The organism is Ectothiorhodospira shaposhnikovii, from assembly GCF_047222355.1.
Taxonomy (GTDB): Bacteria; Pseudomonadota; Gammaproteobacteria; order Ectothiorhodospirales; family Ectothiorhodospiraceae; genus Ectothiorhodospira.
In genome coordinates, this window is record NZ_CP178333.1 from 2535122 (window position 1) to 2560183 (window position 25062).

The following is a 25062-nucleotide window of genomic DNA, read 5'->3' on the forward strand; positions in this document are numbered from 1 at the left end:
CATCCCCGCACCCGCGGGGAACGCATGGTCTGTTGCTGATTGCCGTATCCAACTATCGGTTCATCCCCGCACCTGCAGGGAACGCCGCATGCGGTTTTCCCCCACCAGTGGCCTGAACGGTTCATCCCCGCACCTGCGGGGAACGCTTCCGTTGTGTTGGCCCACGGCTCGAACTCGGCGGTTCATCCCCGCACCTGCGGGGAACGCATCATCGACGCCCAGATCAACGGCCAGCTCACCGGTTCATCCCCGCACCTGCGGGGAACGCGGCGCTGAACGCAGGCGACGGGACTTACTGCCCGGTTCATCCCCGCACCTGCGGGGAACGCTGCCGGATCCACCCCGGCAGCTGGGAGGAACGCGGTTCATCCCCGCACCTGCGGGGAACGCATCTGCCCGTGGTACTCCCGCTCTGCTCTACTCGGTTCATCCCCGCACCTGCGGGGAACGCGGACTTCGCGGAGACTTACGGGTTCAGCATCTCGGTTCATCCCCGCACCTGCGGGGAACGCCGGGATCTCGATGGTCCCGTCCTCGAACGCGGCGGTTCATCCCCGCACCTGCGGGGAACGCGCGCCCGTCCCAGAGGGTGAGCTGCATTTCGTCGGTTCATCCCCGCACCTGCGGGGAACGCGTCCGTGACGGCGGCGGACTCGTCCTTGAGGTCGGTTCATCCCCGCACCTGCGGGGAACGCAGCGGGCCTGATCGTGAACCTGACCGCTCTCGCGGTTCATCCCCGCACCTGCGGGGAACGCGACCAGCTGCAGGATGTTGAGGTCGTGCAGGGCGGTTCATCCCCGCACCTGCGGGGAACGCGTCTCCAGGCGGCCCGGTGGCAGGGCCAGCACGGTTCATCCCCGCACCTGCGGGGAACGCGGCCTCGATGACCTGGTCGATCAGGGGGCCGGCGGTTCATCCCCGCACCTGCGGGGAACGCCCCCCGACCGCAAGCAATGGCGGGAAGTCCTGCGGTTCATCCCCGCACCTGCGGGGAACGCTTTGGCGTCGGCCATCACCTGGTCGAACAGGGCGGTTCATCCCCGCACCTGCGGGGAACGCCCCCCGCCCCTGGACACTGGTGGCGGATGAGGCGGTTCATCCCCGCACCTGCGGGGAACGCGCAACCACGGAACGTAGACCCCGCATCAGTTACGGTTCATCCCCGCACCTGCGGGGAACGCATCCGCCAGGAGCTGCAGGAGGGAGTCGTAGGCGGTTCATCCCCGCACCTGCGGGGAACGCACCTCCGGCTTCCAGCGCCACGGCGGCGACGGCGGTTCATCCCCGCACCTGCGGGGAACGCTTGGCGGCGGCGTGGAAGTCGCAGATGTCCGGCGGTTCATCCCCGCACCTGCGGGGAACGCGGCATCCATGCAGGCGCTCGGACGCCTCAAGCCGGTTCATCCCCGCACCTGCGGGGAACGCTTCTCGGGTAGCGCCCGGCCGCCGCGTGGCGGCGGTTCATCCCCGCACCTGCGGGGAACGCCCCCTGGGACCACCAGGCCGCAATCCGTAACGCGGTTCATCCCCGCACCTGCGGGGAACGCGAGCGTACCGGCCGCGGTGACAACCGAAAACCCGGTTCATCCCCGCACCTGCGGGGAACGCGCCGATGGTCCGGCGGTCGATGGGGGTGAGCCCGGTTCATCCCCGCACCTGCGGGGAACGCCCGGCCCCGGCATTGCAGACATCCTCGATCCACGGTTCATCCCCGCACCTGCGGGGAACGCGGCCGGATCCGTGGTCTGCAGGGCCCGGAGCTCGGTTCATCCCCGCACCTGCGGGGAACGCTGCACGCTGGCGATCCGAGTGAGCGCGCCGCCCGGTTCATCCCCGCACCTGCGGGGAACGCCCCTCAGTGTCCGGCCCCAGCGTCAGTTCGCCCGGTTCATCCCCGCACCTGCGGGGAACGCTGGTGAGCGCCATTGTGGTAACGCCGGGGTAGCGGTTCATCCCCGCACCTGCGGGGAACGCTCCACCTCCCACACCAACGTTACGTCCTGAGTGCGGTTCATCCCCGCACCTGCGGGGAACGCTTCACGGCGGCCATTTTGTCGGACAGGTCCAGCGGTTCATCCCCGCACCTGCGGGGAACGCCGCCCCCTCCACCAGAGGGCGGCTGCCAGACTCGGTTCATCCCCGCACCTGCGGGGAACGCATGAGCCATATCTACGATTATCTCCAGGCTGGCGGTTCATCCCCGCACCTGCGGGGAACGCGCCGCCATACCCGGCACTAGCGGGGCAGCCCGCGGTTCATCCCCGCACCTGCGGGGAACGCGCCTGGCTGCACTCGGCTTCAAAGCCCGCGTCCGGTTCATCCCCGCACCTGCGGGGAACGCGATGCCCGCATTCAGGCGGATCATCTCGCTCACGGTTCATCCCCGCACCTGCGGGGAACGCGGGAAATGTATGTAGCCGGGGCCGGGCCGGGTCGGTTCATCCCCGCACCTGCGGGGAACGCTGCGCAAATCCGGATTCACGGGAGCCTGCGCGCGGTTCATCCCCGCACCTGCGGGGAACGCGTTCTCCGGGTACATGGACATCAGATGATCTACGGTTCATCCCCGCACCTGCGGGGAACGCTACTGGAAGCCGCCGAAAGGCGGTGGAATCAGCGGTTCATCCCCGCACCTGCGGGGAACGCCCCGGCAAACCCCACCCCGAAACCTGGGATGCCGGTTCATCCCCGCACCTGCGGGGAACGCCCCCTGCCGGTGACCAGCCTGAACACCTCCAACGGTTCATCCCCGCACCTGCGGGGAACGCTTCGGCAACCTGATCCCTGTGGCTGAGAAGGGCGGTTCATCCCCGCACCTGCGGGGAACGCTCGGGCGCGATCCGGCGCTGGAAGATCAGCGGCGGTTCATCCCCGCACCTGCGGGGAACGCTCGGGCGCGATCCGGCGCTGGAAGATCAGCGGCGGTTCATCCCCGCACCTGCGGGGAACGCGGGCTGGGCGATCATGCCGTGGGCATCGAGGACGGTTCATCCCCGCACCTGCGGGGAACGCATCCGCCGCCGCCCTCGTCGACCCAGTGATGGCGGTTCATCCCCGCACCTGCGGGGAACGCGGCGATGATTCGATAGCCGGCTCCACGTCCAGCGGTTCATCCCCGCACCTGCGGGGAACGCACCTCCCGGCGGAACCTCGCCAGGGCATCACCCGGTTCATCCCCGCACCTGCGGGGAACGCGTAATCCGCTCCGTGCGCTTGGCCCGGTGACCCGGTTCATCCCCGCACCTGCGGGGAACGCGCATCGGGGGCGGGCTCTCTCTCGGGTGTGGGCGGTTCATCCCCGCACCTGCGGGGAACGCCGACAGCCCAGATGTAGACCCACAAGTCCAGAGCGGTTCATCCCCGCACCTGCGGGGAACGCCACTGTTTTCTTCCTCGCAAAGATCCGGCCAGCGGTTCATCCCCGCACCTGCGGGGAACGCGCTTGCCTCTCCGCCTCCGGCTGCGCGCTCCGCGGTTCATCCCCGCACCTGCGGGGAACGCCCAATGAGTGATCGAGTCATCGACCTCATCAACGGTTCATCCCCGCACCTGCGGGGAACGCGTGCATGCAGCCACAACGCGAGTCAATGAAGCCGGTTCATCCCCGCACCTGCGGGGAACGCGCCATCCCAGGCAGGAGGTCTTGGTGGGGCCGCGGTTCATCCCCGCACCTGCGGGGAACGCGTGGTGAGCTCAATGAGCTTGCCAAGCGATGACGGTTCATCCCCGCACCTGCGGGGAACGCCGCTCTGACCCTGATGCTCGTTTCTACTGCATCGGTTCATCCCCGCACCTGCGGGGAACGCTTCTCGTGATTTGATTGCGTTTGGCACCCTCCCGGTTCATCCCCGCACCTGCGGGGAACGCCTGCCGGGTCTGGACCGGAACCTCGTGATCCGCGGTTCATCCCCGCACCTGCGGGGAACGCTTTAAGATTTTTGGCCGTGGCGTCGAAATCTGCGGTTCATCCCCGCACCTGCGGGGAACGCTGCTACTGATGCTGGTTTTGACAGTCTGGAATCGGTTCATCCCCGCACCTGCGGGGAACGCCGGCGGCCCGGCGGGGCCTTGCTCCGCCCTGCCGGTTCATCCCCGCACCTGCGGGGAACGCGGCTACCCGAAGATCCGGGTCCGCAATCATGTCGGTTCATCCCCGCACCTGCGGGGAACGCGAATTCGCGGGCGGCCTGGCTGGCGGATCGCCCGGTTCATCCCCGCACCTGCGGGGAACGCTGAATTCGTCGGCGCTGAGCTGGACGCGCATGCGGTTCATCCCCGCACCTGCGGGGAACGCGGCTTCCACTTGTTCGGCCACGATCTGGCGGGCGGTTCATCCCCGCACCTGCGGGGAACGCGGGTAGGGCGGTGCTGAACAGGGCATCCAGCACGGTTCATCCCCGCACCTGCGGGGAACGCCTTCGGCTATATGTTCCACGCGCAAATTGTTCCGGTTCATCCCCGCACCTGCGGGGAACGCTTCGTCTACGCTGCCAAACTGCGCGACGAATTCCGGTTCATCCCCGCACCTGCGGGGAACGCCTCCACGCCATGGGGGGAAGCTGCCTCGTTCACGGTTCATCCCCGCACCTGCGGGGAACGCGGGCGCCGGCTGGTTCACTCGTCCCCCTTCGCCGGTTCATCCCCGCACCTGCGGGGAACGCTACCGGCAGTTCATCGCGGACGGTGTTGAACACGGTTCATCCCCGCACCTGCGGGGAACGCGTCGGCTTCCGAAAGCTGGATGGGGTCCAGGCGGGTTCATCCCCGCACCTGCGGGGAACGCCTCCCAGGGGCGATTGCCGCCAACCCAGGCCACGGTTCATCCCCGCACCTGCGGGGAACGCGACCTTGGCCAGGGCGAACTCGAATTCGGCGGCGGTTCATCCCCGCACCTGCGGGGAACGCCGGTTCGGCCAGTTGCGACGGCCCAGGGCATGCGGTTCATCCCCGCACCTGCGGGGAACGCGCCTCGATGAAGTCATCCGTGGTGATGCCCATCGGTTCATCCCCGCACCTGCGGGGAACGCAAAGGTGCTCTCCCCGACCTGCAGAGACACCCCGGTTCATCCCCGCACCTGCGGGGAACGCGCGCTGGCCGAAGAGATGGGCGCCTCCACTGTCGGTTCATCCCCGCACCTGCGGGGAACGCCGGTTCGGCCAGTTGCGACGGCCCAAGGCATGCGGTTCATCCCCGCACCTGCGGGGAACGCATGCCACGCACCACGGCCAGCTGGGTGCCTGACGGTTCATCCCCGCACCTGCGGGGAACGCGGCAGCTGATCGAACGTGCCCGGCTCGGCATCCGGTTCATCCCCGCACCTGCGGGGAACGCGGGGTTTGCCCTTCACTCGTGCCGCCCTGACTCGGTTCATCCCCGCACCTGCGGGGAACGCGCGGGTGCGCCACTGCCCCGGTTCGGCGCTGCCCGGTTCATCCCCGCACCTGCGGGGAACGCACGTGGTTCCTCTCGTCATAGGCCGCGACGTTCGGTTCATCCCCGCACCTGCGGGGAACGCGCCCCGGGGTTCTGGATGGGATAGGCCAGCCACGGTTCATCCCCGCACCTGCGGGGAACGCTTCTGGATCTGGTAGCCGTGAGCGGCCATATCCGGTTCATCCCCGCACCTGCGGGGAACGCGTGACCGATGTACCGCTGCACCTGCCCGCTACCGGTTCATCCCCGCACCTGCGGGGAACGCGCCGGGCGCGTAGTCCCAGCCCGGGTCGACCCCGGTTCATCCCCGCACCTGCGGGGAACGCACCGCCTTGCGCAAGTCGGCCAGCAGATCCGCCGGTTCATCCCCGCACCTGCGGGGAACGCGCTGCCCTAATCGCCTCTACCAGGACAGCGACACGGTTCATCCCCGCACCTGCGGGGAACGCACTTCCTCTAACTCTATGAAAAAATTAAATTTTTAAAGCACAAAAAACTCTACCAACACTTATTCCTTTCATGACACTTCCCAAGTTTTTAAAGAGCATTAAAAATCAAATAGTTATATATACCAAACAGAAGAAGTCAGGATTTGTACCAGCACATGCGCATCAGTTTCCTCCTTCATCCCCCACTGGATCGGGAAAAAAAGACACGAGTTTCATCCCGTCATGGTCCAATGGAAGGCGTCTGTTTTTACCGCAGGTCTGAAAATCAAAGCCAGCCTCTGTATTGGTGGACCAAGCCATCACGGCATTGCCATCCTCTATACCGGTTACCACCTGTTCCCAGATCATCTCACGAACCCGACGACTGACCTTCCCAACGTAAACCCCGGCTCGCGTTTCCAATAGCCAGATAGCCAGACGCCCACGCAAGCGCGGCGGCACATTTTCAACCACGATGACCAGCATCACCCAAAGGCTCCGCAAGAGGAATGGCTGGCGCCACAGATTCAGGCGCCGGTTCCGGCACTGCAAGCTCGCCGGCGGCAAGCACCTGTTCGATGGTAGGGATGATGCGCGCAAGCACGCGCTTCTCACGAAACATATCCCGGCAGCCCTGCCTGACCTGCCTTTCAATCTGACGCTGAGGCTTCGAAGCGATTTTGAAAGCGATCGGAACCACAGTATCAAACTTGAACAGGTCAGCGATATCGTAGACGAACGACAGTGGCTTTCCGGTATGAATGAAGCCCACGGCCGGAGCATAACCAGCAGCAAGCACAGCGGCTTCAGTCACGCCATATAGGCAGGCTGTCGCCGCGCTGACAGCTCTGTTGATAGGATCTGCGGAATCCCATTCTCCCGGATCATAATGGCGACGGTCCCATTTGACACCATGTTTGCGAGCAAGCATTTTGTAAATTTCCCGGACGCGCGCGCCTTCGATACCACGAAGCTGCTCCACGCTACGTTTAGCAGGCGCCTTCTCCCCAAATCGAAGCTCATACATCTTGCGCACGACTTTCAAACGGGCATCGGGATCCAGTGCAAGCTTGGCCTGATACAGCAGACGATCCGAGCGGGCGCCCCCAGGTTGCCCGGAGGCATAAAGGCGAACACCGGCCTCCCCCACCCATACCAGTAAAGTTCCCACACGTGCCGCTAGCGCTGCCGCAGCATGAGAGACCCTGGTGCCTGGCTCCAGCATGATGCACGCAACGCTTCCCACAGGGATATGCATGCGTGTACCGGTCTTGTCCACCACGACGAAGGCGCCATCAAGCACATCAATCCGGCCCTTTTCAATGAACACCATGGAAATACGGTCTTTCATCGGGATTGGCCTCAGCGGTGGCAGCACGGTCTACAGCCTCGCCAGGGTCAACAGCCCGCAGCCGAATGCCTTGGCCGGGCCAATACCATGTGACTGCAGGTTCCAGAACCGTTCGGGTGATTCAACTCGCAATACGCCCTCGAAGGTAGTCTGCACAATCTTCCCGGCCTTACCGCCTTTACGGAAGTGAAGCACCTTTCGACTCATGACCATCGTTTCCTGTAGCGAAGCCACACCATCCAGTTTCTTTTGCAACCACAGAGACTGTTGCTGCTCGTCAATCAGAGGGACACGGCAACTTTTAACCCGCCCTTTTCCATTCATGCGGCCAGCCTCATCCTGAATCGTCTTGACTGGATTGGCCACCAGACGAAACCGCAGGGGCTGCCCTTCAGCCACCTGCGGCTGAAACGGTCGAGTTGCAATAACGGTGGAACACCCTCCCGAGGCAACAGGCTCCAGTGAGGACTGCATCAGCACCTCTACCCCACCACGTACCTGACGTTCCAGACGGAAAAGAAACGGACGATAGGCATCCGGTTGATCAGGAAAAAGCGCCCATAAGTTGCGATGCCATTGATAGGGCTGCGTCGCATCCTGTAGCAGGACTTTACTTAGATACATCACCATGCTGCTCCTTGCTGACGATAACCCCAAGCTGCCTGGTACCAAACTGCCGATGCCCCGGCAAGGGTACATCTCTGACCATGCGTCGACTACTCCCCAAGTCTGCATTGCAGCTATACACAAGGCCGTGACCTGGCGATATCTCCGCCAAAGCAGATAGCACACAGTCCGCCTGGCACCATCGCTCAAACAGTGGGCGGGTCAATGGGCAGGAGCGCCGACCGAGAAAAGGGGTGTAAAACGGTTTTTTTACTGCCTCCGCAATGGTTTCCAGATCGAAGACCGCTGCATCCCGTTGCGCCAATACCAAGGTAAAGCCAGCATCACAAAGATACTCCCGGCGCGACACCACGGGATGAGGATTCACACCACCACCTACCTTTCTGGCGTCCAGCACAGTGTGAAAGTCGGTAATGGTTACCGGATCCCTGCGAGGTCTTTGATCTGCCCGGATAGTCACCTCCAGACTATCACCAAGATCAATCAACCTGTCTCGCTCATGGCGATGTATGCCCAGACAGGCACCCAGCAGGCCGATAATAGCACTCAAGGTAGGAAACGGCTGTGTTGGGCGATAGTCTTCAAATGTATGGGTACCCCATGCCTGCATGGGGCCTTCCAATTTGAGAATCAGATAGTCCATGTTCAGACTCCGGCATGTGCCACCCAATCCTTGAGTGCTTTCAAGGTCGGATGTTGGTGACATACCGATTTTTCGGACATCTTTATCGTGGTGCTGAAGACGCCGGTCTCGTCCTCCAAGCCGTAGCCTTCCCGGAGACGCTGAGAATATTCCATCAGCTTTTCCGTGGAAGGCTCAAGGAAACCCTTTCTGCCATTGGAGTGAACCGGCGTTTCAAATGCATTGGCAAGGGAAACGGGCAAGTCGCTGAAACTGACCATGACCACATCGGCCAGGTTATGAGCTGCAAATGCCTGCTGCTTTGCAGACGGCACCACGGTTGCCATCAAATGAATCAGATGCGAGGCAATTTCAAGCACTTCCCGGCGGTCTGCACCACCCAGATTCCGTTGCAACTGTCTCAAATTCAGACTGGCGTAGCGGTAAAATACTCCAGCACTGAATTCCTGAGTATTCAGGTGGCCCGCTCCGGTTTCCTCATCTGCATCCACCAGATCATCCACTGCGGTAAACCAGTCAATGTCGGCGTCCACGGCATGGGTGGTCAGTGCATGGGCCACCGACATGGCGCCGTCTACGGAGGTCATGACACCGGAAGTTGCCATGCGCCCGGATAAGGCCACATCCAAGCCGTGGCGCAGAGCCTCATCAAAGCGTTTGCCCTGTTTTTTCATTTCCTTGCGCAGTTTTTGCTCATCTTCGCCGGCGTCCCGTGCTGCCTTGATCTGTTCACAGTAACTGGCAATTTCTTCCGCCACCCACGGTGCGACTGCCCGGTGCTTGAAATCATCATCGGCCGCCGCCTTGCCTTCATCAAAACCCAACCATTCAATGGCCGTGTCGATCAGGTCCGGTGGATAACGCTCTTCCAAGGCAGCATGCATGCGCTTGCGAAGACGGTCCAGATGGCGAGTACGCATGGATGGTTGCCCCAAATGTTCACAGTAATACTCACTGGTCCGCATGGCCCGCTTGAGGCTCTGGCTGGAGATACGCACCCGGCGTACCCCCCCAAACACCGCAGACTTCTGCATATTCATGTCATCCCGGTTAAGACAGGACGGGCTGTGAGAAATCAGAACATGGATATTGAGGAAGTTTTTTTCAGTCATAGCTTCATCCTTGGTCATTGGGCAGATCAGCAGTTTGAGAAGTATTGGAGGGCAAATCGATTTCGGTTATCAAAAAGTCCCGCAGAAGTTTTTGTTTGTCGAACTGGTTCCAATAACACAGGCTACGACCCAGCATATTGGCATCCATATCCGGTGAGCGGGCTTGCTGGAAGAGTCGGCGCAATTGCTCGATATCGCGGGGAGACTGGCTGCGCAAGACCTGAAAAATACGCATTTCATTGATGCGTGCCTTGCGCAAGGCACGCCCTGGGGAAAGGCCCAGAAGATGATTCCCCATATATGGGAGCAAAAAGGCAAAGCGTTGGAGTCCGGAAGTAGGCTTTCTATGGCCCAGCCAGCGGTAGTAGGCGGGTAGGTCGGCCACGGCATCCAGGTTTTTCACCCGGCGCAGATCAGCCTGGCCACCGGTGCCGAGTCGCTGGTAGGCATCAACCAATGGGATGAAGAAATCCGTTTGCTCCGCCTGATCGTGCTGTGTCATACCACTTTCTCCTTCGATTCAGACTCTCGTAGAGCCACATCCAGTGCGCGCCTGAACTTTGCATAGGCAGTCATACCGTCGACCGAGTGCCGATAGGGTGCCGTCAATTCATCGAACAGCCGACGAGCGATCCGATGTAGAGCGCAAATGAATTCATCCACCGCCATTCGGGCTTCACGTCGATCCATCTGGCGCAACAGTTCATGAAGTCTGTGTCCCGTCGCCTGGTAAAAGTGTTGTTCAGCCAACGGGTAGACAGCAGCGCCGCATTCCTTGGCAAATCCATAGGTTTTGCGGCGAAGCTCATCCTTCACCCGCAGGGCTTCATTAATGGCGCGTTGAACCTGCCTCTCGCTGATACGCCAGTCCATGGGGAGGCTGTAGAGTTCGTGTCGACGCTCAAGCACTGCCGCCTGATTGACCCGATAACCGGCGACAATCATGGCAAAACGTCTTTCACGGGCGCTCAGAGCACGTTCAAACACGTCGAGGAACTGGGTAACCACCTGAGCAGGCTGACGCCCCCCGCCTGCATGCTGCTCTCGTTGAAGCAGATAATGATTCATCCAGGTCCAGGCCGGCGCCATGGTGGTGAACGACAGATAGCGGTCACGGGCGCGTTCACCCTTCTTCAGATCCCATAGCCTGGGACTATGCGGGTGATGCCACAGCCCCTCCACGGTGTAATTGAACTTCTCCTTGTTAAAGGCGGTGTAAACCCGGCTGGTCGGCAGGCCACAGGCATCACAAGACTGGCCCACTTCCGATTCCACAAGCTCCAGACGGGCGGGTTGCCACAGCAGTCCCCTTTCCAGACCGATGTCGGCGGCAGGTATCGTTTTACCGGCCACCAACGGCTCCACCCAGTTGGGGATACACTGCGTTGCATCCCGGTAAATGCGATCACGCTCCTCGGCGGACAGGACATTCAGCCAGACGGTTTCCCGCAGATTAGTGCCGGCCACCAGCGTGGTAACCGGCGCCCCGCCCCGCAATCCCCCCTTAAACCCCCCGCCAAAACTTGGGCAGTTGGAGGCTTGATTGAACAGGGCAATCGCAGCACAGCCGGGACAGACGGCATGAATCTCTCCGGCATCATTAAAAAAGGCGTGATTGTTGCCCTCGGGCAATCCCACAAACAGTTTCTGGATAGGAGTCGGATCCTTGGCTGACACCCCGCGGCTCTGCATGAAGGGGGTCGCAGGATGGTCCAAGCGGAACCAATCCCGGTAAGAAGCGGCGGCTGAATCAAAGGATTCCGGGGTAATGGGTGAGGCGACGCGCTCACGTAAGACTTTTCGGTTCTCGGGGAGAAGAATGGTCTGCACCAGGCAGATCAGCAACTGTATGGCTGCCACTTCCATGTCATCCCGAGACAGGCTCACCGACCATGGGTGATCCTCGGTCAACAACTGGCGTAACCCAATACGCCGGACAGTCATCCCATCCCGACTACGAACAGGAATCCAGTCGGACTCCAGCAGGCACTCCATGGCAAACCTCCTTTGAAGTCGATGGTGAAGCCCTTCGCAGGAAGGACACACCTTGACTCTAGCACTTAAAAACAAAAACACAAGGTATTATCTTGAGGAAAAAAAACCCACCTTTGAGACAATGGTGACGGCCTGATTCAGACAGATAGTATCCCTCACATGAATCAGGTCCGCCCCTTCTTGGGGATGCACCGGTATTTTCTTGTCTCCGGTTTGGAGTATTTTCCCTGTTCCCCAGATCACTGGGGCTGTGACGGGAGGGAGGAATCGCCCTCCCGCCATTCCAGCCCGATCTCCCTGGAATACCTCATCGCACCGACAGACCAACTGCCATCAGCCTGTGGTTCCAGGATCAACCGGTAACGCCCATGTTCATCCGGATTACCCAAGGCCGCCTTCCAGCCTTTGGGCGCATTGACGGCGTTGAGATCCTCGGCTTCGCGGCGTTCAAAATCATCAAGGGCAGATTCCTGACGACCATTCAGGTAGGCAGGACCCTGCGGCATGCTTTGCAGCAGCAGCACCTTAAGTCCATTATCCCCATCACGCGTCATGGCCGCCGCGTTGGCATCGGTATCTTGCAAGGGCATCATGTCGGCTTCGGCAAGCTGGCGAGCACCGAAAAATTTGCCCAATGCTGAATTCTGGAAAGTTTCCCAGTTCTGGACAACGGCTTCCGGCTCATCCAGCCAAGCTTCTTCCGCGTACACGGACTCGATCCAAGGGCGGTAAACATCAGGGAACGTAATCCTGTCCGTTTCCTGCAACCGGCGGTGAGTTCGCCACAACACCCGACGACACTGGTAGATGACTTCGTGCAGACCATATTGCTCATCCGGCGGCAACAGCACCGTGCAGCGGGGGTCTTCAAATCCGGCCGGCCGATCAGTGCGTGGGTGACGATGCAGCCGCCCCATACGCTGGAACAGCAAATCCACAGGGCAGAGCTGAGTGATCAACCAGTCAAAGTCCAGGTCCAGGCTCTGCTCCACCACTTGGGTTGCAACCAGAATGCGGCCGGCGGCCATCCTGTCACGACCATAATATTCCATTACCCGCTGCTCGATGACCTGCCGATCTGCGAACAAATACCGGGCATGGAAAAGATCCACCGGCACATTGAGTGACCTTTCACGCAAACGTCGCCAAAGACCCTGCGCTTCACTCACCAGATTGCAGATCACCGCCACGCATGCTCCTTCATTGGCAGCCTGAATGACCTGATCGATATCCTGATCCGAGAGACGAAGATCAACCCGTTCCCGACATTCCAGGAAAACGGTCCTGGATTCCGGCAAATGCGCAGGTTCCCCTTTCAGATCCCAGTACCTGACGGGCGTGCCGCGCCCTGCCCAGGAAATCAATGGATAGGCACTGGATTGTTGTTCCGGTACTTCGCCACCCCAAGCGTCCAACAGCAGATCCCGCTGGTAGGCCGGCAAAGTGGCAGACATGAGTATGGCACTACCCCCGGCAGTGGCCTGAGCATGAAGGACACGAGTCAGCAGGCCATACATATAGGCATCATAGGCATGCACCTCATCCACAATCAGTACGGCACGACGCACACCGAAGGCACGGACGAAGTGATGACGGACCGCCAGCACGGAAATCAATACCTGGTCGATGGTGCAAACGCCAATCTGCCCGAGAAAGACCCGCTTGCGGCTCTGGGCAAGCCAATCGGCACACTGTACGGCAGCATCTTCCTTGCCCTGAGCAGTCGGGCGCCGACCGGCTTCCTTGAGAGCCATATATCCTTCATGGCGTGAAGCACGCCCATGAGCCAGTACCACGTTTTTCTGGCCAGGAAAGAGACGTGGCGCCACCTTTTCCAGCCGGTTTAGCATGGCATTGGCCGTGGCCTGAGTCGGCAGGGCGAAGATGATCGCCTCCGCCACCTCGGTAGCCAGAAGATGGGCGGCATAGGCTAGGCCAAACTCCGTCTTGCCGCAGCCTGTCGGTCCCTCCACCAGCAACAGACCCGCCTCCCGGGGCAGATCATCGACCAAACACTGGATCTGGCGGGGCGGGTAATCTGGAAAAATTTTTGACATACCTCCTTGGGATGGCCCTTTTCCCAGAATGCCCGTGCTTTCAAGTGCGAACAGAGCTCGTTTTTTTGCCTCGGTTTCCCAATATACCTGGAGAGGGTGAACTGTATCCCGATACTCAAACCAGTCGGCATTGGAACCGACCCAGTCAGCGACTGAACAAAATCCGGCCAAAATCTGGGGACAGATCGGCGGGTCATCCAAGAGGGAAAGCCCGGCAGGTTCCAGAAACAGCCGGGCCAGAGATTGCAGCCAGGCTCTCCTGGCCTCCTTGTCAAAGCGGCAAACCTCTTCGTCTGCATCCGGGTCAGCAGGTATCTTCGGACCGGAAAGATCGCCGTGATGCCCGGCCACGGCCTGCATCCAGGGCTGCCAGCAATCGTAACGATCATCACTGTGCAGGGGCACGGCATGCTCAAGCCAGCCACAACCCGAGGGACCATGAGCGTAAGGCTCCGGCTCCACGCTGTCGAGATCAAAGTCCGGGCGCAGATGCAGCAATGCGGGAATGGATTTGAGCTGGAAGCGGATATCGAACTTGCCCAGATCGTGCAGGGCAACAAAAAACAGCACCCAAGCGTGAATCTCTACCGGATCTGCATCGCCATGCACCAGCATGAGCCGCTGAATGACAGGGCTTGATTGCCACCATGCATCAGCGACTGCGGTAACGTCTAGGCAATGATAGGGAAGAAGATGGCAGAAATCCTGTGCATCTGCTTCCGGACGGGCCTTGCCCCAATATTTGTAAATGGCTTCCATCGCTCTTTTACTTTCCCTGAAAATACGGGCTCACGGCAATACAACCCAATTGAATCGACAATATACCCGGATGACCATGTAAGACTCTCCAATCCTGCCCGGACACCGCCATACCTGACTCCCCTCGGTATTCCATGTATATACATGGACCTACGAAGACAAGCGATTTCGCTACAGTGAGAGAAGATTCATTACAATTGGCTTATTGAAAAACACGGTTATCCTCATAGCCCACACAGAAGACAGCCGAGGCCTGCTGGGACAGCACAACTCGGGATCGTATTGATGTTTTTACGCGCAAACAGCGCCTGCCTCCATCTCCCGCTGCTGGTCTCCCGCTTTCGCGGGAGTGATGGGCAAAGACCCGAACAGGTATGCAGCGCCGGTGAATCGCCTTCAATCCCCCACCACCACCCGGTCCCGCCCTGCCCGCTTGGCCTCGAACAAGGCGTCATCCGCCCGCTTCAGCGCTTCGTCCACGTCTTCTCCCGAGCGCAGCAGGGTGACGCCGAAGCTGGCGGAAAGCCGGATGGGATCATCCTCGCCCACGGTGAGGGTGGAGATGGTCTGCCGGATGCGCTCAAGCACCATCATCGCTTCATCCCGCCTCGTATCCGGCAGCATGAGGAGGAATTCTTCCCCGCCCCAACGGCCATACACATCGTAACGCCGCACGCCTTGGCGAACGGCACCGGCGATCTCGCACAGGGCCACGTCGCCCACTTCGTGGCCGAAACGGTCGTTGATCTGCTTGAAGTGGTCCACGTCCATCAGGGCAATGGCGAGACGCGTATCCTTGCGGGTGGCGCGCTGGGTCTCGTCCTTGAGCCGCTCCATCAGAAAACGTCGGTTGGCCAGTCCGGTCAGGGAATCCTGGTTGGCCGCCTGACGCAGGGTTTCAGTGACTTCCCAGAGATTGCGCTGGTACTGGTCCGAAATGCGGGCGAGCTTTTCCATGCGCCTGAGCTGTTTTTCGCAGCGCTCGGCCAGGGTCAGGCTCTGGTTGTGTTCGAGCAGATGGTAGCCGTCCGATATCCTCAGCAGTCGCTCCATGCGCTGATTCTGACCAAGGATGTGAGCACTCACTTCCTCCAGCAAGGGTCTGAGGGGATGACGGGCGTGGTCGGGCTCTTCCAACGCGGCCTGGATACGTTCCAACAGGATCTTGCCATCCTTGATCGAACCGGATGGCCTAGTCATCGGCGGTGGGGAGGATCTGGAACGGGAAGGTGTAGTCCTCGCGGAATTCTTCCGCCATTTCCATGACCCGTTCATTGCGGGGATCGTAATACCAGTTCACCCGGACTTCCCGGGATTGGGCATGGGCTTCTTCGAGCATGTCGAAGACGTCCATCATGGCCTTCACACTGCTGGTGTTCATGTAGATGAGTTCCAGCTCCAGGTGCAGGGGGCCGTCCGTCTCATCCAGGTACTGCTGGATCCAGGCAAAAATCCGGGCAAAGAATTCGAAGGAGTTCTCGGGATAGGAATTACCCGCCATGTGCAATCGCCCCCGCGCCCGGTCGGTGGCAATGGCGGGGGTGGACTGAGTGCCGGGGATTTCCAGTTCGTGGATCACTGACGACATAAGCATGTATCTTTTTTTGATAATGATAGTTCAGATGACGGCACGCAGGCTGAAGAACACCCGGTCGTCGCCACCATTGACCGGCGAGATCCTGGCGCACAGCGGCTCCAGGGATTTCCGCGCCACATCCACCAGCCCCAGGCCGGCGCCGCTGAGCACGCCCTCGTCACGGGGCTTGCGCAACTGGGCCTTGTAGGCCGCCTTGAGTTCCGCCTTGTCCATGGCCGCCAGTTCCTCCACCCGGTTTCGCAGCAGTTCGCCGTCTTCCCGTTCCACCATGTTACCGGCCATGATGACGTAACGCCCGGCACCGTTGCGGGCGACGATGACGGTGGCGGAGCCATCACGCTCATCGTAGCCCATGCGGGTGACGTAGTGGCGGATGTTCTGGGTCAGTTCAATATAGATGCCGAAGACATCCATCGCCGCGCCGGGGAGTGCGTTATCCGCCTCCAGATAGTTTCTCAGGGCATTGCCGATCTCTTCGATCAGGCTGCGGGAGATGGGGCCGTTGAAGCACAGGAGGATATGGTCCTCGTTGAACTGGCGTCGCAGGCTGAACAGGTCGATCTCGGACATAAGGTGTGTTACCCCGTTGCGTATTTGACTTGCGGCATTTCCACTGGATCAGGATTGGTCGACGCGAAAGGCCAATACCGTGACGTCATCCCGCTGATCATGCTTGCCACGGTAATCATCCAGGGCCTGATCCAGGGCGGCGGCCTGCTCGGCCATGGGGCGGCGGGCGTGGGCCATGAGCAGCGCCTTGAAACGGCTCGTCCCCAGCCCGAAGCCCAGATCCCCCCCGGATTGGTCCAGGTAGCCATCGGTCACCAGGTAGTAGGTGGCGGCCGGGTCCAGTCTGAGTTCGGTATCTTCGTACTGCCCCACCCGACGATCCCCCAGGGCTCGGCGCCCGCCCTTGACGATCTCCACCTCGTGGCCATCGCTATGATAAAGACTGATGCGCGCCCCCGAGTAACGCAGGATACCCCGTCCCCGATCCACGAACACCAGTCCCGCATCCATGTGGGTGGCAATGGCCTGGGTGGTCTCGGCATCCTTGAGCATTTCCCGCACGATGCCGTCCGCATGGTGCAGCACGGCCGCCGGTGAGGCCATGCCCCGGGTGTTGATGGCCTGATCCAGGGCGGCCCGAGCGAGCATGGTCATCAGGGCGCCGGGTACTCCGTGTCCGGCACAGTCCACCACGCCGATCAGATAGCGTTCGCCGTCATTGTGGAACAGGTAGAAGTCGCCTCCCACCACGTCCCGGGGACGCCAGAGCACGAAGTGATGGGGACCCAGCAGATCCGCCATGCGGTTATCCGGCAGGATGGCCCGCTGGATGAGGCTGGCATAGTCGATGGACGCCTGAATCTGGCGCTGGGCCGTGGCCATTTCCTGGTTGGCCTGGCGCAGTTCCGCGGTGCGCTCCTCCACCCGCCCTTCCAGTTCATCGGTATGACTTTTCACCTGTTCGGCCATGCGCCCGAAAGCCCGAGCGAGATCGCCGAGCTCGTCCTTGCCGGCGCGGGGGAGCTGGAGGTCGTAGCGCCCCTGGGACATGGCGCTGGCGGATTGCTGCAGCTCACGCAGGGGACGCAGCACAATGCGATCCACGGCCAGACCAAACCCGATCAACAGGATCAGCAGTACCAGGGCCACCACCAGCAGACCGGCCCGCAGCCAGGCTTCCCGAATCACCGCGGCCGCGGCCAGATCCACCGCGGTGACCACATACCACTGAAGCTCCGGGATGTAGGCCAGGGCCAGCAACTGTTCACGTCCGTCCAGGGTCACCGACAGCAGGGGCACGGTATCGATCCGTTCCCGGGCCTGCTGCATGGCCTGGGCCAGCTCGGTGCGTTGCAGGTCGTCCGGCAGGCGTCGGGCCAGGGTGTATCCGTTGACGGCGCCCGTGGTGGTGGAGGCGAAGCTGATCAGCGTCGGGTCCGGGTGGGCCTGGATGGCACCCCCGTGATCCAGGATCATTGGTGTCACGCCCACCGGGCGGGTATGGATGAAATCCTCCAGAAAGCCGCTCAGGTCAAGGCCTGTTCCGGCCAGGCCGATGCGGCGTTCGCCATCCAGCACCAGGACATTGAGCCAGACCCGGGTGGTACCCAGTTCCAGATCCGGATTGACGTTGATGTTGTAGTCGGCCGCCTGTTCCAGGGTGTTGAAGAACCAGGCATCACTGGGCTTGTCCGGGTCCAGGGTGTAGCGGGGTTGATCACTGAATGGCTGGTCGGCACTGTTGAAATAGTAATGGCTGGTCAGGGCACTGATCAGAAAATAGGAAGCGTCACGAAAGTCGCGACGGTACCCCTCCGCCTCCAGGAAGAACATCGCCCGCTTTTCGGCATTGTCTTCATCCAGCAGCCACCGGCGTGACAGTTCCGAGTCCGCCAGGCGCATGGACAGGGCCAGGTCCCGGGAGACGGGGGCCAGAATCCGTTCCCGGTTCAGGCGCGTGAAGTTCTCGGCAAAGGCCTCGCCGAAGTATTGACGAACACCTTCCAGGAGTTGCCAGCCCAGGAGACCGGCGGGGACCAGGGCCACCAGGCAGGCCAGTGCCAGGGCCAGTATGGACTTGGCTCTGAGGCCCTGGGGGTATTTCAGCATGCGGTATCTCCGGGGACGTCAGGGCACATCGAATGCCTCCCGTTTTTGCATCAGGGTCAAGCACGCGGAAGCCGGCATGGGGCGGGCATAGAGATACCCCTGGGCCTGGTGGCAGCCCCGCTCATGCAGCCACTTGGCCTGATAGTGGTTTTCCACGCCTTCCGCCACGGTGATCAGCGACAGGCTACGGGCCAGGGCCAGCACGGCCCCGGCGATCAGTTCGGCCTCCCCGCCCATTTCCAGCTCCTTGACGAAGCGCTGATCGAGCTTGAGGCTGCTCACCGGAAAACGACGCAGGTAGGCCAACGAGGAGTAACCGGTGCCGAAATCATCCACCGACAAGCTCACCCCGAGCGTGCACAGGGACCGCAGTATCCGTTCCGCCACGTCCATGTCTTCCATCAGGCAGCTTTCCGTCAGTTCCAGCTCCAGCGCCTCGGCGGGCAGGCCGGTGTCGGCCAGGGCACGCTCCACCTGTTCGACGAAGTTGGCCTGGTAGAGCTGGACGGCGGACAGGTTCACCGCCACGGTGAGATCTTCAAACCCCTGCTCGCGCCATGCCTGACATTGCAGGCAGGCCTTGCGCAACACCTGTTCGCCCAGGGGGATGATACTGCCGTTGGCCTCTGCGCGGGGGATGAAGACGTTCGGGGGAATCATCCCTTGATCGGGATGGTTCCAGCGCAGCAGGGCTTCGACACTGACGATCGCGCCGGTGACCAGATCCACCTTGGGCTGGTAGTACAGCTCGAATTCGTCATGCTCCAAGGCCCATTCCAGGTCACGATCCATCTGCAGCAATTCGCTATGACGGGACATGATCACGGGCTCGAAGATGCTGTGACGACGCAGCAGGTCGTCCTTGGCGTTCTGCACGGAAAAGGCCAGATAGGCCAGCAGTTCCGAGGCATCAGTGGGATACGGCGGGCACAGGACGATGCCGATGTTGCCCTTGACCTCGATGCGTCGGGGGCCGATCTCCACGGGGGGCCGGAGGGCCCCCAGCAGATCCGCCGCCAGGCGTTCAGGGCTGTCCAGCTGGGGAGAATCGTAGAGCACCACGCCGAACTGATCACCATAGATGCGGGCCATCAGGACATCCGGCCCCATCAGTCTGCATAGACGCTCCGATACCCGGCACAGCAGTTCATCCGCCACCGACTCCCCCCAGATGCGGTTGATGTCGGTAAACCCTTCCAGGTCCAGCAGGAAGACGCCCAGGGACCGCTTTTCCGATCTGGCCAGGAACAGCAGTTGGTTCAAGTGTTCCTTGAAGTGATCCCGATTGGGAAGGCCCGTGAGGGCGTCGTGGGAGGCCAGAAACTGGATGCGCTGCATGGCCTGTGCGTGTCGGTCATGGCGTTGCAACAGCGTCCTGGCAATGGTCAGGGACAGTGCCAGGGTGAGAATCAGGAGAGCCAGGGTGACGCCGAGCAAGGTGATCCATTGACGCTGACTGGCGGCCTTGATGTCGCGGCCGGTATCGAGGATGTCGCGCACCAGCGTTCGCTCCAGCTGATGAAGTCCGTCGATCCGCTCCGAGGTGACCTGGAACCAATGCAAACCGTTCAGCCCGGCCGGCTTTTGTGTCTCGCCCTGCTGAGTGATGGCGGCGCGGATGGCCATCACTTCCTGGTGAGCCGGCTGTTGCTCCAGGGCATGGAGTCTGTCCACGTAAATGTCGGGCGCAAGCTTGAGAAACTGGCTGCGTTGCAGTTCCTGGACCGCCACCCGCTGCAGGTAATTACGAAAGATGACCGGATCCGGGGTGCCGGCGGTCAGCCAGGCACTGCCCAAGGAACGTTCACGGGCGGCCTGTTCCTTGAGCATGAGCAAGCGACGGTAGGCGGCCAGAAGGCTCAGCATGCCCGGGGTGGCGCCGGCCTCGGGCGTGGAAGAGGCGATCAGGATCAGGGGATCGATCAGACGGCCATAGGGCTCGGCGCTTTCCAGGGGATGGAGCAGATGGCGGTCCACCCGCTCGCGATGGGCCTCCAGCCGGGCCGCGCCTTCTTCCAGTTGCCGTCGGAACACCGCCAGGTCGGCGCCGGTCACCCGCTGATAAATGGTTTCATCCCGCTGATAGCGGCGCAGTGCCTGGTCCGTGGCATCCCGATGCTCGTCCAGGATCGCGCGAAAGTCATTGTCCAGGGCACTGAGATAACCGGCGGTGCTACCCCGTTCCGCCTGCAGCGCATGGATCAGGGCCTTGCCGTCCAGGGCCAGTTGGGCCACCTGGATCATGCGGGTGCGCTCCTCGTGGCGTTGATGATGCTCCCCAAGGGCAATGGTCGCCATGATCAGAAATGCCGTCATGGGTATTGCCACAGTGGCAGCGATGCGAAGCCACAGCCTGTCCATGCCTCCCCCGAGTGGTGATAAAACCGCTTGATTCACAGGATACATAATCGCAGCATATCCGAACCATGAATTCACCTTTTCACAACCGTTTATCCAAGAACTTTCGCCACTGGTCAAAATGGGCCAGACGGCGAGGCGTCGAGTGCTTCCGCGTCTATGACCGGGACATCCCGGAGTATCCCGTGGCGGTGGATGTGTACGCCGGCATCCCCCATGTGCAGGTTTACGAGACCCGTTGGGAGGCGGATGACGCCGCCTATGACACCTGGCTGAAGGAGGTCCGCGAGACGGTGGGGGCCGTTTTCGGGCTGTCGCCGGAGGCGCTGGCGATGAAGGTCCGGCGGCGCCAGAAAGGGACCGAGCAGTATGAGAAGACCGGGCAGGAAGGTGATGAGCTGATCGTGTCGGAGGACGGACTGAGGTTCTCGGTGAACCTGCACGCCTATCTGGACACGGGGCTGTTCCTGGATCATCGCCAAACCCGGGCGATGGTGCGGGAACGCAGTCAGGGCAAGCGGTTTCTGAATCTGTTTGCCTATACCGGGAGTTTTTCCGTGCATGCGGCGGCCGGGGGCGCCTCGGAGAGTCTAACCCTGGACCTGTCGCGGACCTATCAGGAGTGGTCGTTGCGGAATTTCCAGCTCAACGGGCTGGACCTGACGCGTCATCGGCTGGAGCGGGTGGATGTGATGCAGTGGCTGGAGGATGCGCCGCGACTGGGCCGGCGCTATGACCTGATCGTGATGGACCCGCCCTCCTTTTCCAATTCCAAGAAGATGACGGCGACACTGGATGTGCAGCGGGATCATGCCTGGATGATCAACCGCTGCCTGGGTCTGCTTTCGGCCCATGGGGAGCTGTTCTTTTCCAACAATCGGCGCGGTTTCAAGCTTTATGAGGACGAACTGGCCCCCTGCCGGGTGGAGGAGATCACCCGGCAGACCGTGCCCGAGGATTTCGGTCGCGGCCGACCGCACCGATGCTGGATCATCCGGCGGTTGGAGGATTAGCGCCGCTTCCCCGTTAGAGAACCCAGCAGGCCCCGCACGATCTGGCGCCCGATCTGGGTGCCTACCGCCCGGGCGGTGCTCTTGGCAGTGGCCGCCAGCACGCTGTCGCCCCGCCGGGATGCACCGCCGCCACTGCCGCGACGACTGCGCGCCGCCTGCTGGGTGGTGACCGTCGTGGTGGGTTCGCTCAGGGCCGCTTCCGCCTGTCGCTGCAGGATTTCATAGGCCGATTCCCGATCCACCGGGGTGTCGTAGACACCTGCCAGGGGCGAGGACTGAATCAGCGCCCGCCGCTCGGCATCGTTCAACGGGCCAATGCGGCTGGCGGGGGGGCGAATCAGGGTGCGCTCCACCGGCGTGGGCTGGCCCCGCTCGTCCAGCACGGAAACCAGGGCGGTGCCGGTGCTCATGGACAGGATCTCCGCCTCCGTATTCAGGCCCGGCTTGGCCCGGAAGGTCTGTGCCGCCGCCCTCACCGCCTTCTGATCCCGAGGGGTGAAGGCCCGCAGGGCATGCTGGATGCGATTGCCCAGTTGCCCCAGCACCGGTTCGGGCAGATCCAGGGGATTCTGGGTGACGAAATACACCCCCACCCCCTTGGACCGGATCAGCCTCACCACTTGCTCGATGCGGTCGGTCAGGGACTTGGGGGCATCCTTGAACAGCAGGTGGGCCTCGTCGAAGAACAGGACGAAACGGGGCTTGTCCGCGTCGCCCACCTCGGGCAACTGCTCGAACAGCTCCGACAGCAGCCACAGCAGCAAGGTGGAGTACACCAGGGGACTGGCCCGGTACAGACGCTCCGCGTGCAGGATGTTGACCACGCCCCGCCCCTGCTCGTCGGTCTGCAGGAAATCCTCCAGGGTCACCGCCGGCTCACCGAAGAACTGCTCCGCGCCCTGGGACTCCAGGGTGAGCAGACTGCGCTGGATGGCCCCCAGGCTGGCGGGGGCGATGTTGCCGTAGGTACGGCTCAAGGTCTGACGCTGCTCCCCCACCCAGTTGACCATGGCGCGCAGGTCCTTCAGGTCCAGCAGCAGCCAGCCGTTGTCGTCGGCCACCCGGAACACCAGCTGCATCAGCCCGCTCTGGGTCTCGTTGAGGTTCATCAGCCGGCTGAGCAGGGTGGGTCCCAGGTCGGCGATGGTCAGGCGCAGGGGATGGCCCTGTTCGCCGAACACATCCCAGAACACGGTGGGGGCGCCGTGCATGTCCAGGTCATCCAGGCCCACCTGCCCTGCCCGTTCCCGTACCCGGTCATTCATCTGGCCGGGGACGGCGATGCCGGAAAAGTCACCTTTGATGTCCGGCACGAACACCGGCACCCCCAGGTCCGAGAAGGACTGGGCCAGTGTCTGCAGGGTGATGGTCTTGCCGGTACCGGTGGCGCCGGCGATGAGGCCGTGGCGATTGGCCATGCGCGGGGTGATGGCCACCGGGTGGCCGTCCGCGGCACCGATCAGCAGGGGATGTGCGTTCAAGGGCGGTCTCCTTGTTCATGGGTCACGTAGATGAGTCCGTCCACGTCGTAATCCAGTTCCCGGGCCTGCGCGACCAACCGCCGGACCACGTCGGGGTCCAGTTCGGGGCTGCGCGCCAGGATCCAGAGATAGGAACGGGTGGGACCGGTCACCATGGCGTACTGGTAGTCGTCCTTGTCCAGGGCAATGATGTTGTAAGCGCCATGAAACGGTCCGAAGAAGGATACCTTGAGGCGGCCCACGGTGGGAGACTCAATGAACCGGGCCACGCCTCGCGCCTCCCGCCAGACCTCCCGATCCGGGTGATAGCCCCGGTTGAGCACGCTGATGGCGCCGTCTTCGCGCAGTTCGTAATGGGCCGTGACATCGGTCAGGCGCCGTTCAAAGGAATGATCCAGCCGGGCGATGGAGTACCAGGTACCCAGATAGCGTTCGGCCTCCAGCCCCCGGACCGGCTCCACGCCCTTGGGGATGCCGGTGCAGCCGGCCAGCAGGAACAGGGCCGTCGCGGACAGGCACAGACGCGCCCATACGGACAGGGTGTTGCGGGAAAGCCCGTAGTTCATCAGTTTGCCTCGCTTTCAAACAGGATGCGGTAGGGATGGGCGTCGAACAGGGCTTCGATCCTTGCAATACGCCCTTCCCTGACCTGCGCCCACTGCACCACGTCGACCTTCATCTTTTCGGAGATCTGGACATGGAACACCATGAAATGGCACACATCAGGCCCATCCACGAACTGCTTGCGGATCTCGATGCGCTGCAGGATGCCGCCGGTCAGCGACATGTGTTCGATGAAACGCTCGACGTCATCGAAGCGACTGATGGGGCTGACGTAGCGGAATGACCGCTCGTCCAGCAAGGCGCGCGCACGGTCATAGTCATGCCGCTCGATGGCTTGCAGATAATGATCGACCACCGTTGCCGGGGCCGGATGTTCGGCAAATGACGTCATTGGATCCAGGCAACCTCTCACGGTAGCGATTGACGCTAGCCCGGGCACCCGGGGGTGTCAAGGGAGCAAGGCCCGACCCACGTGCCGGGTCCGACACGTGGCCTTCGTCTCGTTCATGTTGTGTTCAGCCATGCGGGAGGAAACTGTACCCGAGGCTGGAGGAAGGACCGTCATCTCCCCGGCCAGTGTTCTGAAACTTCAGCGAGAAGGAGAATGACCATGAAAACCCTGAACGACAACGTGAGCCGCCGCCGTTTCCTGCAGTTCGGTGCCTATGGCCTGGTGGCTGTTCCGGTGGTGGGCGCCCTGGGCTGGGCCACCGCCGCACAGGCCGCCACCAAGGTGGACGAGAACTCGGACACGGCCCAGGCCCTGGCCTATCGCCATGATGCCGCCACGGTGGACCATCCGGCCTTTGTGGAAGGTAGCAACTGCGCCAACTGTCTGCTGTACACCGATACCGGTGGTGACTGGGGTCCCTGTGCCGTGTTCCCCGGCCAGCAGGTGGCCGCCAAGGGCTGGTGCACGGCCTGGGTGGCGCGGTCGTAAGGTCGCCCCCCTCCCCTCATCTCCTTCTCCCCTCGCGGGAGAGGGATTGGGGGGAGAGCCATGGATTTGAGGGCACGCCAAAA

At 61.8% G+C, this 25062-nt stretch carries 18 protein-coding genes and 1 CRISPR repeat array (1 of these 19 running past the window's edge); of the genes, 2 read left to right on the top strand and 16 right to left on the bottom strand.

The window, feature by feature from the left end; genetic code table 11:
* A CRISPR array of direct repeats spans positions 1–5884; the repeat unit is 29 nt; unit sequence CGGTTCATCCCCGCACCTGCGGGGAACGC; it begins 127 nt to the left of the window's first position.
* A gap of 162 nt (positions 5885–6046) precedes the next feature.
* The 13 genes from cas2e to ACLF6L_RS11620 form a co-directional block, all read right to left on the bottom strand.
* Entirely contained in the window at positions 6047–6349 is a 303-nt protein-coding gene (gene cas2e, locus ACLF6L_RS11560) for a type I-E CRISPR-associated endoribonuclease Cas2e (protein ID WP_200172756.1), read from the bottom strand.
* Positions 6330–7241, bottom strand: a complete 912-nt coding sequence (gene cas1e / locus ACLF6L_RS11565) for a type I-E CRISPR-associated endonuclease Cas1e (RefSeq protein ID WP_090202307.1) — start codon at positions 7239–7241, stop codon at positions 6330–6332. The genes cas2e and cas1e overlap by 20 nt, the downstream gene beginning before the upstream one ends.
* Before the next feature lie 3 nt (positions 7242–7244).
* Positions 7245–7844, bottom strand: a complete 600-nt coding sequence (gene cas6e / locus ACLF6L_RS11570) for a type I-E CRISPR-associated protein Cas6/Cse3/CasE (RefSeq protein ID WP_412851710.1) — start codon at positions 7842–7844, stop codon at positions 7245–7247.
* Entirely contained in the window at positions 7825–8484 is a 660-nt protein-coding gene (cas5e, locus tag ACLF6L_RS11575; protein WP_412851711.1) for a type I-E CRISPR-associated protein Cas5/CasD, read from the bottom strand. Before cas5e ends, cas6e begins: the two co-directional genes overlap by 20 nt.
* 2 nt (positions 8485–8486) lie before the next feature.
* On the bottom strand, positions 8487–9596 hold the full coding sequence (cas7e, locus tag ACLF6L_RS11580; protein ID WP_412851712.1) for a type I-E CRISPR-associated protein Cas7/Cse4/CasC: 1110 nt from the start codon (positions 9594–9596) through the stop codon (positions 8487–8489).
* 4 nt (positions 9597–9600) lie between these two features.
* Positions 9601–10098 carry a type I-E CRISPR-associated protein Cse2/CasB gene (casB, locus tag ACLF6L_RS11585; RefSeq protein ID WP_412851713.1) on the bottom strand — a complete coding sequence of 166 codons (498 nt, stop codon included), beginning with the start codon at positions 10096–10098 and terminating at the stop codon, positions 9601–9603.
* On the bottom strand, positions 10095–11591 hold the full coding sequence (gene casA, locus ACLF6L_RS11590; protein WP_412851714.1) for a type I-E CRISPR-associated protein Cse1/CasA: 1497 nt from the start codon (positions 11589–11591) through the stop codon (positions 10095–10097). The genes casB and casA overlap by 4 nt, the downstream gene beginning before the upstream one ends.
* 239 nt (positions 11592–11830) lie before the next feature.
* Positions 11831–14407 (bottom strand): CRISPR-associated helicase/endonuclease Cas3, encoded by a 2577-nt coding sequence (gene cas3 / locus ACLF6L_RS11595; RefSeq protein ID WP_412851715.1) that lies wholly within the window; start codon positions 14405–14407, stop codon positions 11831–11833.
* A 396-nt stretch (positions 14408–14803) separates the two neighbouring features.
* Positions 14804–15607 carry a biofilm regulation diguanylate cyclase SiaD gene (gene siaD, locus ACLF6L_RS11600; protein ID WP_238615831.1) on the bottom strand — a complete coding sequence of 268 codons (804 nt, stop codon included), beginning with the start codon at positions 15605–15607 and terminating at the stop codon, positions 14804–14806.
* The gene (gene siaC, locus ACLF6L_RS11605; protein WP_276315641.1) at positions 15600–15995 is read right to left on the bottom strand and encodes a biofilm regulation phosphoprotein SiaC; all 396 of its coding nucleotides are present in this window, start codon (positions 15993–15995) and stop codon (positions 15600–15602) included. The genes siaD and siaC overlap by 8 nt, the downstream gene beginning before the upstream one ends.
* A 30-nt stretch (positions 15996–16025) precedes the next feature.
* On the bottom strand, positions 16026–16574 hold the full coding sequence (gene siaB, locus ACLF6L_RS11610; protein ID WP_238615830.1) for a biofilm regulation protein kinase SiaB: 549 nt from the start codon (positions 16572–16574) through the stop codon (positions 16026–16028).
* 48 nt (positions 16575–16622) lie between these two features.
* Positions 16623–18623 carry a biofilm regulation protein phosphatase SiaA gene (siaA, locus tag ACLF6L_RS11615; protein WP_238615829.1) on the bottom strand — a complete coding sequence of 667 codons (2001 nt, stop codon included), beginning with the start codon at positions 18621–18623 and terminating at the stop codon, positions 16623–16625.
* A gap of 18 nt (positions 18624–18641) precedes the next feature.
* Positions 18642–20939 carry a putative bifunctional diguanylate cyclase/phosphodiesterase gene (locus tag ACLF6L_RS11620; RefSeq protein WP_412851716.1) on the bottom strand — a complete coding sequence of 766 codons (2298 nt, stop codon included), beginning with the start codon at positions 20937–20939 and terminating at the stop codon, positions 18642–18644.
* A 110-nt stretch (positions 20940–21049) separates the two neighbouring features.
* Here ACLF6L_RS11620 and ACLF6L_RS11625 point away from each other — a divergent pair, with 110 nt between their 5' ends.
* On the top strand, positions 21050–21994 hold the full coding sequence (locus ACLF6L_RS11625) for a class I SAM-dependent methyltransferase (protein WP_412851717.1): 945 nt from the start codon (positions 21050–21052) through the stop codon (positions 21992–21994).
* On the opposite strand, the gene ACLF6L_RS11630 is transcribed toward ACLF6L_RS11625, so the two are convergent.
* From ACLF6L_RS11630 to ACLF6L_RS11640, 3 genes are read right to left on the bottom strand one after another with little or no spacing between them, the layout of a single operon-like run.
* On the bottom strand, positions 21991–23475 hold the full coding sequence (locus ACLF6L_RS11630) for a helicase HerA-like domain-containing protein (RefSeq protein WP_238615826.1): 1485 nt from the start codon (positions 23473–23475) through the stop codon (positions 21991–21993). The two genes, ACLF6L_RS11625 and ACLF6L_RS11630, sit on opposite strands and share 4 nt — an antisense overlap.
* On the bottom strand, positions 23472–24041 hold the full coding sequence (locus tag ACLF6L_RS11635; protein WP_412851718.1) for a lipocalin family protein: 570 nt from the start codon (positions 24039–24041) through the stop codon (positions 23472–23474). The genes ACLF6L_RS11630 and ACLF6L_RS11635 overlap by 4 nt, the downstream gene beginning before the upstream one ends.
* Positions 24041–24430, bottom strand: a complete 390-nt coding sequence (locus ACLF6L_RS11640; protein ID WP_412851719.1) for a nuclear transport factor 2 family protein — start codon at positions 24428–24430, stop codon at positions 24041–24043. Before ACLF6L_RS11640 ends, ACLF6L_RS11635 begins: the two co-directional genes overlap by 1 nt.
* A 219-nt stretch (positions 24431–24649) precedes the next feature.
* On the opposite strand from ACLF6L_RS11640, the gene ACLF6L_RS11645 reads away from it, so the two are divergent.
* Positions 24650–24979: a high-potential iron-sulfur protein gene (locus ACLF6L_RS11645; protein ID WP_412851720.1), complete on the top strand. Its 330-nt coding sequence runs from the start codon at positions 24650–24652 to the stop codon at positions 24977–24979.
* Positions 24980–25062: the final 83 nt, after the last annotated feature.

Excerpts from the sequence above, each read along its gene's own strand:
- ACLF6L_RS11645 (WP_412851720.1), top strand. The coding sequence starts at position 24,650 with ATGAAAACCCTGAACGACAACGTGAGCCGCCGCCGTTTCCTGCAGTTC.
- cas5e (WP_412851711.1), bottom strand. The coding sequence starts at position 8,484 with ATGGACTATCTGATTCTCAAATTGGAAGGCCCCATGCAGGCATGGGGT.
- siaD (WP_238615831.1), bottom strand. The coding sequence starts at position 15,607 with ATGACTAGGCCATCCGGTTCGATCAAGGATGGCAAGATCCTGTTGGAA.
- siaA (WP_238615829.1), bottom strand. The coding sequence starts at position 18,623 with ATGCTGAAATACCCCCAGGGCCTCAGAGCCAAGTCCATACTGGCCCTG.
- ACLF6L_RS11625 (WP_412851717.1), top strand. The coding sequence starts at position 21,050 with ATGAATTCACCTTTTCACAACCGTTTATCCAAGAACTTTCGCCACTGG.
- siaC (WP_276315641.1), bottom strand. The coding sequence starts at position 15,995 with ATGTCGTCAGTGATCCACGAACTGGAAATCCCCGGCACTCAGTCCACC.
- cas2e (WP_200172756.1), bottom strand. The coding sequence starts at position 6,349 with ATGCTGGTCATCGTGGTTGAAAATGTGCCGCCGCGCTTGCGTGGGCGT.
- siaB (WP_238615830.1), bottom strand. The coding sequence starts at position 16,574 with ATGTCCGAGATCGACCTGTTCAGCCTGCGACGCCAGTTCAACGAGGAC.
- cas3 (WP_412851715.1), bottom strand. The coding sequence starts at position 14,407 with ATGGAAGCCATTTACAAATATTGGGGCAAGGCCCGTCCGGAAGCAGAT.
- cas7e (WP_412851712.1), bottom strand. The coding sequence starts at position 9,596 with ATGACTGAAAAAAACTTCCTCAATATCCATGTTCTGATTTCTCACAGC.
- ACLF6L_RS11635 (WP_412851718.1), bottom strand. The coding sequence starts at position 24,041 with ATGAACTACGGGCTTTCCCGCAACACCCTGTCCGTATGGGCGCGTCTG.
- cas6e (WP_412851710.1), bottom strand. The coding sequence starts at position 7,844 with ATGGTGATGTATCTAAGTAAAGTCCTGCTACAGGATGCGACGCAGCCC.
- ACLF6L_RS11640 (WP_412851719.1), bottom strand. The coding sequence starts at position 24,430 with ATGACGTCATTTGCCGAACATCCGGCCCCGGCAACGGTGGTCGATCAT.
- ACLF6L_RS11620 (WP_412851716.1), bottom strand. The coding sequence starts at position 20,939 with ATGACGGCATTTCTGATCATGGCGACCATTGCCCTTGGGGAGCATCAT.
- casB (WP_412851713.1), bottom strand. The coding sequence starts at position 10,098 with ATGACACAGCACGATCAGGCGGAGCAAACGGATTTCTTCATCCCATTG.
- casA (WP_412851714.1), bottom strand. The coding sequence starts at position 11,591 with ATGGAGTGCCTGCTGGAGTCCGACTGGATTCCTGTTCGTAGTCGGGAT.